We start from the raw sequence: 11,932 nt of genomic DNA, 5'->3' as shown, positions 1-11,932 counted from the left end.
GCGGCTCCTCTCGGCGTCCTCTTCTCAAGGGAACGCCCCGGCCGTTCCCGACAGGGAGCGACCGGGGCGCGTGTCACGCGTGCCGGCTTGCGCGGCGCGCTTACTTGCCGGTCTTCACCTTGGTCCAGACGCGGGTGCGCGCCCGGTCGGTGGACTGCTTGATCGACTTCAGCGCGAAGAGCTTCACGTCGCTGTTCGCCGGCAGGAAGACGGCGGGGTTGGACTTCACGCCCTCGTCAACCGAGGCCAGCGAGGCCGGAACGGCGTTCGCGTAGCTGACCGTGTTGGAGATCGCCGCGATGTTCGCCGGGTCCAGGACGAAGTTGATGTAGGCGTGCGCACCGTCCTTGTTCGGCGCGTCCGCCGGGACGGCCAGGGTGTCCCACCACACCTGCACGCCTTCCTTCGGCGTGATGTATTCTACCTTCACGCCGTTCTTGGCTTCCTCGGCGCGGGCCGCACCCTGGATGGCGTCGCCGTTGTAGGCCATGACGACGCAGGCGTCACCGCCCGCCAGGATGTTGATGTTCTGGCCGGTGACGAATTGCTTGATGTAGGGGCGGACCGCCAGCAGCGTCTTCTCGACCTTGTCCAGATCCTCCTTCTTCTCGGAGTTCGGATCGAGGCCGAGGTAGTTCAGCACCGACGGGATCACGTCGATGGCCGAATCCATCACGGTGATGCCGCAGGCCGCGACCTTCTTCGCCACCTCCGGCTTGAAGATCAGGTCCCAACTGTCCAGCGGGACGTCGGGGGCGACGGCCTTGATCTTCTCCGGGATGATGGCGATGCCGACCGTGCCGCCCAGATAGGGCACGGCGAACTTGTTGCCGGGGTCGGAGTTCTCGAGAAGCTTCAGAACCTTCGGATCGACATTCTTCAGGTTCGGGATCTTCGCTTTGTCGAGCGGCGCCACGACCTTCGCCTGGATCATGCGCGACAGGGTCGGCTCGGCGGTCGGGACGATCACGTCATAGCCCGACTTGCCGACCAGCACCTTCTGCTCCAGCAGTTCCAGGCTGTCGTACAGGTCCACCTTGGTGTCGTAGCCGGTGGCCTTCGTGAAGTCGGCCAGCGTCGATTCGCCCAGATAGTCGTTCCAGATGTAGATGTTGACCGGCTTCTTGGCCTGGGCCAGCGCCGGACCGGCGATGGCGATCGCCGCGACGGCGCCGATGACGCTGAGAGCGAAACGTTTCATACAGAAAGCCCCCGAATTCTGAATCGTCCGTCGGTTCCCGACCGTTCGACGTTTGGCCATTCGACTTGGGGGGCGGCGCGCATCGCACGGCGTCCCCGGCGCGAGCGCTATTGCACTCACGGGGAGGTTCGTTGTCAACGGTTTGCGGGGAATTCGCGGGATAGAAACGCCCCCTTCCGCGGCAGCGGCGGAAGGGGGCGGGAGAGTGCTCAAACGTTCAGCAGAAGATTCTCGCGTTCCCAGGAGCTGATCACGCGGTGATAGGCCTCGTACTCCGCCTCCTTCACGCAGGTCACCGCATCCAGGAACTTCTCGCCCAGCACCTCCTTCAGCGGCTTGCAGGCGTTGAACTTCTGGAGCGCGTCGCCCTGGTGGCGCGGCAGGGTGAAGGCCAGCCGGTAGGCGGACCCCTTCACCGGGTCCGTCGGCTCCAGCCCCTGGGCCATGCCGAGATAGCCGCAGGCCAGCGACGCGGCGATGGCGAGGTACGGATTCGCGTCCGCGCCGGCCACCCGGTTCTCCACCCGGCGCGAATCGGCAGGCGAGACGGGAACGCGCAGGCCGGTGGTGCGGTTGTCGCGGCCCCAATGCACGTTGATCGGCGCGTCGGAGTTCGGAACCAGCCGGCGGTAGGAGTTCACGTTCGGGGCCAGCAGCGGCATCGCGTAGGGCAAATATTTCTGAAGGCCGGCGATGTGGGACATGAACAGCGGCGTGTCCGCCCCGCTGGAGTCGGAGAACAGGTTGCGCCCCGATTCGGCATCGACCACCGACTGATGGATGTGCATGGCGCTGCCCGGCTCGTTCTGCATGGGCTTGGCCATGAAGGTGGCGTAGACCTGATGGCGAAGCGCCGCCTCGCGCGCCGTCCGCTTGAACAGGAAGGCCTGGTCGGCCAACTCCAGCGCGTCGCCGTGGTTGAAGTTGATCTCGATCTGCGCGGCCCCGGCCTCGTGGGTCAGGGTGTCGATGTCGATGTCCTGCGCCTCGCAGAAGTCGTAGACCATCTCGAAGATCGGATCGAACTCGTTCACCGCGTCGATGCCGAAGGCCTGCCGCCCGCTTTCCACGCGCCCGTTGCGCCCGACCGGCGGAACCAGAGGATAGTCGGGGTCCTTGTTGACCTGGACGAGGAAGAACTCCAGCTCCGGCGCCACCATCGGCTTCCAGCCGCGCTCCTCGTAGAGCGACAGCACCCGCTTCAGGACATGGCGGGGGGAGAAGTTCACCGGGCTGCCGTCGGCGTAGACGCAGTCGGTGATGACCTGGGCGGTCGGCTCCTCGTACCAGGGAACGAAGCGGATCGTCCGCTCGTCCGGGATCATGTAGATGTCGGAATTCTCGTCGGAGGTGACCGAGTCGTCCTCCGGATACTCCCCGGTGACGGTCTGGACGAAGATCGCCTCGGGCAGCCGCAGACCGCGGTCGCGCAGGATGCGCAGGAACTTCTCGGCGGGCACGATCTTGCCGCGCGCGATGCCCGACATGTCGGGCACGAGGCATTCCACTTCGGTGATGCGGTTCTTCTTGATGAAGTCTTCCATGAAACCCATGAACGTATGGACCGCACCGGACGGTGGGCAGCCCCTCCCTGCTGTGAACGACCGCCATATTATGATCCCGCACCCCCTTCTTGCGCCAGAGGGGAACAAAGACCCTGTCCAAATGACCGCCGGAATCATTGACGGGGCGGGGGTCCCTCCCCTAACTCGGCGGTTATGCCGAACCCGACCCACATCCGTTCCTGGTACGCCGACACCGCGACACCGCACCCGCGGCACCCGCCGCTGGAGGGGACGCTGTCCTGCGACGTCTGCGTGGTGGGGGGCGGCTACACCGGGCTGATGACCGCTTTGGAGCTGGCCGAGCAGGGCTACGACGTCGTGCTGCTAGAGGCCAACCGCGTCGGCTGGGGCGCCTCGGGCCGCAACGGCGGGCAGATCATCACCGGCTACAACAAATCCATGGCGACCATCGAACGCTGGGTCGGGGCGGAGGACGCCCGGCGCCTGTGGGACCTCGGCGAGGACGCCAAGACCCTGCTGGCCGAACGGGTCGAGAAGCACGCCATCGCCTGCGACCTCACCTGGGGGTTCGTCCACGCGGCGGTGAAGCCGCGCCACATGGACGACGTGGCGGACATGGAGCGGGAGATGCGCGACCGCTACGGCTACGGAAAGGTCCGCGCGCTGGACCGGGACGCCATGCGGGCGGTGGTGCGCAGCGACGCCTATGTCGGCGGGTTGTCCGATGCCGGAAGCGGCCACCTGCACCCGCTGAACTACGCGCTGGGCCTCGCCGCCGCCGCCGTCCGGGCCGGCGTGCGCGTCTTCGAGGACAGCCGCGTCACCGCCATCGACACCGGGGACCGTCCCGTCGCCACCACGGCGAAGGGGCGCGTGACGGCGCGTTTCCTCGTGCTGGCCGGCAACGCCTATCTGGGGGGGCTGGCCCCGCGCCTGTCCACCATGGTGATGCCGGTCGCCACCTACCTGATCGCCACCGAACCGCTGGGGGAAGCGACCGCGGCGTCGCTGCTGCCGACCAACGTGGCAGTCAGCGACATGAACTTCGTGCTCAATTACTTCCGACGCTCTTCCGACCACCGGCTGCTGTTCGGCGGCGGGGTCAGCTATTCCGGGCTGGACGCGCCGGGACTGCGGATGACCATGCGGTCCAAGATGCTGGCGGTCTTCCCGCAGCTCCGCGACGCGGCGGTGGAGCATTTCTGGGGCGGCCACGTCGCCATCACCATGAACCGCATGCCGCATGTCGGGCGGCTGACCCCGACCACCTGTTTCGCCCACGGCTATTCGGGCCACGGGGTGGCGCTGGCGGGCATGGCCGGGCGGGTCATGGCGGAGGGGATTCGCGGAACGGCGGAGCGGTTCGACGTGTTCGCCCGCATGCCCCACCTGCCCTTCCCCGGCGGGCGGCGGTTCCGCACCCCGGCGCTTGTCCTCGCGATGCTCTGGTTCCGGCTGCGCGATCTGCTGTAACCTGCCCGTCCCCTTCCCGCTTCCGGTCCCCGCCCATGTCCGACGTCAACGATCCCGAAACCGGAAGCACGGAAGCCGAGGTTCCCGTCGCCGACGCTCCTCCGGCGGAGGCGGCGCCGGCTGCGGAACCCGCGGCCCCCATGCGCGACACGCATTTCGATTTCGAGCACAAGGTCTTCAGCCTGTCCGGCGCCTTCTTCGGCATCGACCCGTCCTCCAAGCAGCCGGTGCTGCACATCCTGCTCGGCGATCTGAACGCCGCCCTGCCCTTCAACACTCTGATGGAATCCTTCGACATCAAGGAGGACAGCCGCGACGCCAAACTGCTGGAGGTGGTGGAAAAGGGGCTGGCCTATGTGAAGCAGATCCGCCCCGGCGAGCAGATTCCGGGGGAGCTGCTGGACGGCCGGGCCTCCTGGTCGGTGGAGGAGAAGCACCGGAACATCGCCCGGGGGCGCCTGACGGTCCAGCTCGTCTCCTCGATCTCCGGAACCGAGATGATCGTGGTGAACGCCGACGAGCTGGAGCAGATCGTCGAAGACCCCCAGACCAAGCAGCGCGTCAAGGCCGCCTTCAAGGACATCGCGGCAAAGCTGGGCCTGAAGGACAATTACGAGCAGTACCTGACCGACCGCATCGAGGATCTGACGCAGGAGCTGTCCTACATCGAGGCGCTGCGCGACCGCTTCAACGCCATCCGCTCGATCAGCGGCAAGCTCACCCGCCTGACCCAGCTCTACCGGACCGACCGCACCCTGTGCAACGAGGTCGCCCGCATGCAGGGCCTGCTGAGCAAGCCGGTGAAGGGCTACGACGCCATCTTCGAGCAGGCGGACGCCCAGACCGGCGAGATCTTCGGCGCGCTGAAGGCGTTCGACACGACCGTGACCTTCATCCGCAAGATCCGCGACGATCTGCGCGCCCGGCTCCTGGAGTGGGAGGAGATCCTCCAGGCCTGGGAAACCACCCCCTTGGAAAAATCGCCCGCCGTCGAACAGTTGCAGAAGCAGACCTACCGCTTCCTCGCCAACCGCTTCATGGAAACCAAGGTCTGGATTCGCAAGTAGGCGAATCCTGCGGCATCCCGGCCCATCGCCCCCGTCGCGCCGAATTCGAATGGCTGTGCTGACGGCAACCGGCTTGTCATTCGACGTTGGCGACCTATCCGTCCATCCGCCCCTAGACGGCGGCTGGCCCGGAGGATGTCGCGATGAAGACGATCAAGCTCACGCTTTGGGTTTCGTTGGCTTTCCTGACGGCCTTATGGCTTGCCGCCGAGCCGGACGTGTTCCACGCGAACGGCTTCTTCGGCTTTCGCTCCCTGATGGTCCAGTACAGCGGCATCGTTGCCATGGGCGCCATGGGCATGGCGATGATCCTTGCGCTGCGCCCGCGCTGGCCGGAGGCGTGGTTCGGCGGCCTGGACAAGATGTACCGCCTGCACAAATGGCTGGGCATCACCGCGCTCATCGTTGCAATCGCTCATTGGCTGTGGTCCCAGGCCCCGAAATGGGCGGTTGGCTGGGGTTGGCTGGCCCGACCGCAGCGGGGACCGCGCGCGGCCCCGGAGAGCACCCTTGAACAGTCGTTGCGGAGCCTGCGCGGCACCGCCGAATGGGTCGGTGAATGGGCCTTCTACGCGGCTGTTCTGTTGATCGCGCTGGCGTTGCTCAACCGCTTTCCCTACCGGCTGTTCCTCAAGACGCACCGCCTGCTGGCGATCACCTATCTGATCCTGGTGTTCCATACCGTCGTGCTGACGAAGTTCGTCTATTGGAGTTCGCCCATCGGCTGGGTGATGGCGCTGCTGATCGCCGGCAGCGTCTGGGCCGCCCTCGTGGTGCTGTTCCGCCGGGTTGGCGCCGGCCGGCAGGTTCCCGGCACGATCGGCGCTCTGCACTATTTTCCGGGTGTCCATGCGCTTGAAGTCGGGATCGACGTGCCGCAGGGCTGGCCGGGCCACAAGGCAGGGCAGTTCGCCTTCGCCACCTCGGACACCGCGGAGGGCGCCCATCCCTACACCATCGCCTCCGCCTGGAACGGCACCGACCACCGCATCACCTTCGTGGTCAAGGAGTTGGGCGACCACACCCGGCGGCTTCGGGAAACGCTGCGGGTCGGCCAGGCGGTGACGGTCGAAGGTCCCTACGGCTGCTTCACCTTCGACGACTCTTGCCCTCACCAGATCTGGGTGGGCGGCGGCATCGGCGTCACCCCCTTCATCGCCCGTATGAAGTTCCTGGCGGAAACCCCCGGGCGCCCGCGCCAGACCGTCCACTTCTTCCACACGACCAGCGAGTACGACGAAGAGGCGCTTGCCAAGCTCACTGCCGACGCGGCGGCGTCGGGGGTGCGTTTTCATGTCCTCATCGACAGCCGGGATGGCCGGTTGGATGGGGACCGCATTCGCGCAGCGGTTCCGGAATGGCGTGATGCCAGCGTGTGGTTCTGCGGCCCGTCCGGTTTCGGGCAGGCGCTGCGGAAGGACTTCGCAGCCCACGGCATGCCGGTGGACCGGCGCTTCCACCAGGAACTCTTTGCGATGCGATAGTCCGCCGGCCGTTCGTCCGCGCGGCGTCACCCGGCCTCCGGTTCGCGCAGCAGGGCGCCCTGGCGCAGCAACTCGCGCTGGATGGCACCGACCGGGATGTCGCGGGTGCGCTCGCGCCGCCGGGCCGCCATCGACGCGCAAACCCCGGCGGCCTGCCCCGTCGCCATGCAGGTGGGAGTCACCCGGTAGGAGGAATGGGCCTCGTGGCTGCCGGAAATGCAGCGGCCCGCCACCAGCAGATTCTCCATCCCCTTGGGCAGCAGGGCGCGCATCGGCAGTTCGTACCACTCGCCGGAGGGCACGCGCTTCAGCACCGTGCCGCGGCCCGTCGGGCTGTGGATGTCCACCGGGTAGGTGCCGCGGGCGATGGCGTCCTTGAATTTGGCGGCGCCCAGCACGTCGTCGGCGGTCATGGCGTAGTCGCCGACGATGCGCCGCGTCTCGCGGATGCCGATTCCGGTGCCGGTCTGGCAATTGTAGGCGTCGGCGAATCCCGGCACGTACTTGCGCAGGAAATTGGCGATCTGCGCGGCCTGCCGGTGGCTCTCCCACTCCGCGCGGGTCAGGTCGAAGACGTCGGTGCCCAGCACGCCGGTGACCCGGGTGCAGTTCAGGGCGATCTCGCCAGGGTGGGTGGTCGCGAAGAACAGGATGTCCTCGCGCGACAGGTCGAGGTCGCCGTTCGCCGTGGCCTTGGACACGAGGTCCCACAGCCCGTGCACGCCGCGCCACTGGGTCGGATGCTCCCGCACATAGCCGGTGAAGGCGCCGTGGTCGAAACCGACCATGCGGAACATCAGCGTCATGGGCTGGGTCAGCCCGTCCTCCTCCCGCCCGACCTCGTAGTCGCAGCCGGCCAGCGCCGCGATGTCGCCGTCCCCGGTGCAGTCCACGATCACGTCGGCCTCGATCACCACCGGGCCGGACTTGGTCTCGAACACCACGGCGTTCGGCTTGCCCGGCTCGCCCAGGACGGTGGAGGCGAAGGCGTGCAGCAGCACCTTCACCCCGGCCTCGTCCAGAATCTGCTGGGCGGTGACCTTCAGCACCTCCGGATCGAAGGGGACCGTGAAACCGGTGTCCGGCGAGGGAGGGATGGCTCCCTGGTTGGTGTAGAGGCGCCCCAGGAAGACGGCCAGCGCCCCACCCACCACCGGCTCGCCGGGGCCATGGTCCTGCGGCATCAGCCGGGTGTTGTCCACCACCGCGACCGAACCGCGTTGGGTGTAGAAGCTCATCCAGGGCATGACCAGAGCCGCCGTGGCGTTGCCGCCGAGGAAGCCGTAGCGCTCCACCAGGATCGTGTCGGCGCCCGATTGAACGGCGCCGATGGCCGCCCCCATGCCGGCCGGGCCGCCGCCGACGACGAGCACATGGCAGCGCGCCACCTTTATGGCCCGGCGCGGCGGTAGAGTGACGGATTCAGGATTGGGGGGTCGGGGCAGAACGGGCAAGACAGGCTCCTTTCGTCATTCCGCCGCCTCGGCCCGCGGGGCCACCGTCCGCAGCGCGAGCGGCGCCGTTTCGCGGGCACGCTCCATCAGCACGGGCACGCGGTCGCGCAGCAGCCCCTTCTGTTCCACCCGGTGGTCCCACAGACGGTCGAGGTCGGCAAGGAAGGTCCCGGCGGTGGTGTGGGACACGGTCGCCCGCGGCTCCAGCCCCACCGAGGACAGGAAATCCGACACCTTGGACGCGTAGGGCAGCGCGATCAGCGGCGTGCCGGTGATGGCCGCGAAGATCAGGAAATGCAGCCGCATCCCCACGGCCATCTCGAAATGCTCCATCAACCCGATGATCTGGCGCGGCGTGTAGCGGTACTTCAGCAGATGGGCGCGCTCCGGCACCGCCATGCGGCCCATGACGCGGTGCGCCTCCCGCACGTCGGCCCGCTCCATGGGAACGAACACCACGTCGGCGCCGAACCGCTCCACGATGTAGTCCGCCGCCTCCGCCAAGAGCTGGTGATAGGCCGCGTCGCTCAGCTCCGGAGCGGCGGCGCCCTGTTCGCGCACCGACAGCCCGACCAGCGGGCGCCCCAGCGGAATGCCGGCTTCGGCCAGCATCTCCTCCGTGAAGGGCTCCGGCTTCAGAAGAAGCGCCGGGTCGGCGGTGACCGTCACGGGGACCTGCACGCCGATCTCCTCGATCAGACGCTTGGCGCTCGGCTCGCGCACGGTGATCCCGGCCATGCGGTCCAGGCCCTCGCGCACCGCGTCGCGTTCCACCCGGTCCTTCAGGGGGCCGACCCCGATGGCGAAGGTGTAGGTCGGGACGTCGAGCTTCTGCGCGATGGTCACCTCCCGCAGATAGGTCTGCGCCTCGCTGTCGTAGAGGATGCCGCCGCCGCCCAGAAGCAGCAGGTCCAGCCGCTCCACCTCCGGCGTCATCTCGTCCCGCATGGCCTCCCGCGGGTTCAGCACGCGGTCGACCGCGTGATTCGCGCGCGTGTGGGCGGCGTTGCGGGAAAAGACGACCACCTCCACCCCCGGCACCGTGGCGCGCAATTGCTCGATGGCCGATGTGAGAATCGCCTCGTCGCCCAAGTTCAGGCCGCCGTATGACCCTGAAATGCCGATGACCGTCATCCTATCCCCCTGCGGCGCGCCTATGCCTTCGGGTGCAACCCGACCGGCTGGCGAAGGTTCCACCGGACCGGTATTCTTCGCAAAACGCGACAATCCGCTCGGGAGGACCGCCCCATGACCCACGCACTCTCCGATCAACCGCCCTCGGATCAACCGCCCTCGGATCAACCGCTGTGGACCCCGTCGGAGGCGCGCGTGGCGGCCTCCAACCTGACGGCCTTCCGGCAGGCCGCGAACGCCCGCTTCGGGCTGCGGCTGGACGATTACGACGCGCTCTACGACTGGTCGGTCGCCCGCAAGGAGGACTTCTGGCGCTTCCTGTGGGAGTGGGCCGGGCTGACGGGCGACCTCGGCGGCGTCGCGCTGGCCGACGGCGACAGGATGCCCGGCGCCCACTGGTTCCCCGAGGCCCGCCTGAACTACGCCGAGAACCTGCTCGCCAACGCCCCCGAGGGCGAGGCCGTCGTCTTCTGGGCCGAGGACAAGGTCAAGCGCCGCTGGTCGGGCGCCGAGTTGACCGCCGAGGTCTCCCGCCTCCAGCAGGCGCTGAAAGCCGCCGGCGTCGGCAAGGGCGACCGCGTCGCCGCCGTCGTGCCCAACATGCCCGAAACGCTGGCCGCCATGCTCGCCACCGCCAGCCTCGGCGCCATCTGGTCCTCCTGCTCCCCCGACTTCGGCGTCCAGGGCATCACCGACCGCTTCGGCCAGATCGAGCCGACCGTCCTCTTCGCCCCCGACGCCTACTGGTACAACGGCAAGAGCCACGACGTCCGGGCCAAGATCGCCCAGGTCCTGACCGAGCTGCCCACCGTCAAGGCCGCCGTCATCATCCCCTACGTCAGCGAGACGCCCGACGTCTCGGCCATCCGCGGCGGCGTCACCTGGACCGACTTCCTCGCCCCCTTCGCGGCGGCGGAGCCGAGCTTCGAGCGGGTGCCCTTCAACCACCCGCTGTTCATCCTCTTCTCCTCGGGCACCACCGGCAAGCCCAAGTGCATCGTCCACGGCACCGGCGGCACGCTGATCCAGCACGTCAAGGAACACCGCCTGCACAGCGACGTGAAGCCGGGCGACCGCGTCTTCTACTACACCACCTGCGGCTGGATGATGTGGAACTGGCTGGTCTCCGGGCTGGCCGCCGGGGCGACGCTGCTCTTGTACGACGGCTCGCCCTTCGCGCCGGACGGCACCATCCTGTTCGACTACGCCGACGCGGAGGGGATGACGCTGTTCGGCACCTCGGCCAAGTTCATCCAGCAGGCCGAGAAATCGGGGCTGGAGCCGATGCGCACGCACAGCCTGTCCACGCTGCGGGCGCTGGCCTCGACCGGTTCGCCGCTGATGCCGGAGAACTTCGAATACGTCTATCGCGCTATCAAGGCGGACGTGCATCTGGCCTCGATCAGCGGCGGCACGGACATCGTGAGCTGCTTCGTGCTGGGCAACCCGACCGCTCCGGTGTGGGCGGGCGAGCTTCAGACGGCGGGGCTGGGGATGGCGGTGGCGGCCTTCGACGACGCCGGCCACGCGGTCAGCGGGGAGAAGGGCGAACTGGTCTGCACGTGGCCCTTCCCGAGCATGCCCGTGGGCTTCTGGGCCGACCCGGACGGGGCGAAGTACCGGGCGGCCTATTTCGAGCGCTTCCCCAATGTGTGGACGCACGGCGACTTCATCGAGCGCACGGCGCATGGCGGCTGGGTGATCTACGGGCGCTCGGACGCGGTGTTGAACCCCGGCGGGGTGCGCATCGGGACGGCGGAGATCTACCGGCAGGTGGAGCAGCTTCCGGAGATCCTGGAGGCGGTGTGCATCGGCCAGGAATGGGACGGCGACGTGCGCGTCATCCTGTTCGTGGTGCTGCGCGAGGGGCTGACGCTCGACAAGGCGCTGGAGGACACGATCCGTAAGCGGATCAAGGAGAACTGCTCGCCGCGTCATGTGCCGGCGCGGATCGTGGCGGTCAAGGACATCCCGCGCACGCGCTCGGGCAAGATCACCGAACTGGCGGTGCGCGACGCGGTGCACGGGCGCCCGATCAAGAACACCGAGGCGCTGGCCAACCCCATGGCGCTCGACGAGTTCCGCGAGCGCCCGGAGCTGGAAGGATAGGGAAGAGTAAGCGATGCAAAGGCCCAAGCTGTTTCTCGACCTCGACGGCGTTCTGGCCGATTTCGACCGCGGCGTGAAGGCGGTCACCGGCAAGCGCCCGGAGGAGATTCCGATGAAGGTCATGTGGCGGGAACTGTCCCGCCACCCCGACTTCTTCGGAACGTTGGAGTTCATGCACGACGCGCAGGACCTTTGGCGCTTCTGCGAGCCCTACGGGCCGACCATCCTCACCGGCCTGCCGCTCGGTTCCTGGGCGCCGGAGCAGAAGCGGCGCTGGGTCGCCCACATGCTGGGTCCCCATGTGCGGGTCATCACCTGCATGGCCCGCGACAAGCACCGCCATGGCGGTCCGGGAACGGTTCTGGTGGACGACCGCGAGAAGGCCCGCGAGCCCTGGACGCAGGCGGGCGGCGACTTCATCCTCCACACCAGCGCGAAGGACAGCATCGCCGCCCTGAAACATCTGGGATTCACCGGCTGACGG

9 protein-coding genes are annotated in these 11,932 nt (G+C 67.8%); 5 read left to right on the top strand and 4 right to left on the bottom strand.

Features of this window, described 5'->3' with window-relative positions; translation table 11 throughout:
* Positions 1-100 precede the first annotated feature (100 nt).
* Together DS843_RS09805 and DS843_RS09800 are read right to left on the bottom strand one after the other, a co-directional pair.
* The gene (locus DS843_RS09805) at positions 101-1,201 is read right to left on the bottom strand and encodes an extracellular solute-binding protein (protein WP_149468707.1); all 1,101 of its coding nucleotides are present in this window, start codon (positions 1,199-1,201) and stop codon (positions 101-103) included.
* A gap of 209 nt (positions 1,202-1,410) precedes the next feature.
* Positions 1,411-2,754: a glutamine synthetase family protein gene (locus DS843_RS09800; protein ID WP_149468706.1), complete on the bottom strand. Its 1,344-nt coding sequence runs from the start codon at positions 2,752-2,754 to the stop codon at positions 1,411-1,413.
* Between the two features lie 165 nt (positions 2,755-2,919).
* On the opposite strand from DS843_RS09800, the gene DS843_RS09795 reads away from it, so the two are divergent.
* The 3 genes from DS843_RS09795 (at position 2,920) to DS843_RS09785 (ending at position 6,751) form a co-directional block, all read left to right on the top strand.
* The gene (locus DS843_RS09795; RefSeq protein WP_149468705.1) at positions 2,920-4,200 is read left to right on the top strand and encodes an NAD(P)/FAD-dependent oxidoreductase; all 1,281 of its coding nucleotides are present in this window, start codon (positions 2,920-2,922) and stop codon (positions 4,198-4,200) included.
* A 35-nt stretch (positions 4,201-4,235) separates the two neighbouring features.
* Positions 4,236-5,267: a hypothetical protein gene (locus DS843_RS09790; RefSeq protein WP_149468704.1), complete on the top strand. Its 1,032-nt coding sequence runs from the start codon at positions 4,236-4,238 to the stop codon at positions 5,265-5,267.
* A 143-nt stretch (positions 5,268-5,410) separates the two neighbouring features.
* Entirely contained in the window at positions 5,411-6,751 is a 1,341-nt protein-coding gene (locus tag DS843_RS09785; RefSeq protein WP_149468703.1) for a ferredoxin reductase family protein, read from the top strand.
* 26 nt (positions 6,752-6,777) lie between these two features.
* Here the strand turns inward: DS843_RS09785 and DS843_RS09780 are convergent, their stop codons facing one another.
* Together DS843_RS09780 and DS843_RS09775 are read right to left on the bottom strand one after the other, a co-directional pair.
* Complete coding sequence (locus DS843_RS09780; protein ID WP_286192024.1) at positions 6,778-8,139, bottom strand: FAD-dependent oxidoreductase; 1,362 nt, start codon at positions 8,137-8,139, stop codon at positions 6,778-6,780.
* Between the two features lie 81 nt (positions 8,140-8,220).
* Positions 8,221-9,339 (bottom strand): polysaccharide pyruvyl transferase family protein, encoded by a 1,119-nt coding sequence (locus DS843_RS09775; RefSeq protein WP_149468702.1) that lies wholly within the window; start codon positions 9,337-9,339, stop codon positions 8,221-8,223.
* Between the two features lie 114 nt (positions 9,340-9,453).
* Here DS843_RS09775 and DS843_RS09770 point away from each other — a divergent pair, with 114 nt between their 5' ends.
* The gene (locus DS843_RS09770; protein ID WP_149468701.1) at positions 9,454-11,448 is read left to right on the top strand and encodes an acetoacetate--CoA ligase; all 1,995 of its coding nucleotides are present in this window, start codon (positions 9,454-9,456) and stop codon (positions 11,446-11,448) included.
* 13 nt (positions 11,449-11,461) lie between these two features.
* Positions 11,462-11,929, top strand: coding sequence for an HAD family hydrolase (locus DS843_RS09765; protein ID WP_149468700.1), 468 nt, complete (start codon positions 11,462-11,464; stop codon positions 11,927-11,929).
* The last annotated feature ends 3 nt before the right edge of the window (positions 11,930-11,932 follow it).

It is taken from the genome of Roseomonas genomospecies 6, from assembly GCF_008365375.1.
Lineage (GTDB): Bacteria > Pseudomonadota > Alphaproteobacteria > Azospirillales > Azospirillaceae > Azospirillum.
This window is presented reverse-complemented; position numbering and strand designations above follow the sequence as displayed.

What these genes read in the sequence shown, in the direction of transcription:
- DS843_RS09785 (WP_149468703.1), top strand. Translation starts at nt 5,411, where the DNA reads ATGAAGACGATCAAGCTCACGCTTTGGGTTTCGTTGGCTTTCCTGACG.
- DS843_RS09805 (WP_149468707.1), bottom strand. Translation starts at nt 1,201, where the DNA reads ATGAAACGTTTCGCTCTCAGCGTCATCGGCGCCGTCGCGGCGATCGCC.
- DS843_RS09795 (WP_149468705.1), top strand. Translation starts at nt 2,920, where the DNA reads ATGCCGAACCCGACCCACATCCGTTCCTGGTACGCCGACACCGCGACA.
- DS843_RS09775 (WP_149468702.1), bottom strand. Translation starts at nt 9,339, where the DNA reads ATGACGGTCATCGGCATTTCAGGGTCATACGGCGGCCTGAACTTGGGC.
- DS843_RS09800 (WP_149468706.1), bottom strand. Translation starts at nt 2,754, where the DNA reads ATGGGTTTCATGGAAGACTTCATCAAGAAGAACCGCATCACCGAAGTG.
- DS843_RS09770 (WP_149468701.1), top strand. Translation starts at nt 9,454, where the DNA reads ATGACCCACGCACTCTCCGATCAACCGCCCTCGGATCAACCGCCCTCG.
- DS843_RS09790 (WP_149468704.1), top strand. Translation starts at nt 4,236, where the DNA reads ATGTCCGACGTCAACGATCCCGAAACCGGAAGCACGGAAGCCGAGGTT.
- DS843_RS09765 (WP_149468700.1), top strand. Translation starts at nt 11,462, where the DNA reads ATGCAAAGGCCCAAGCTGTTTCTCGACCTCGACGGCGTTCTGGCCGAT.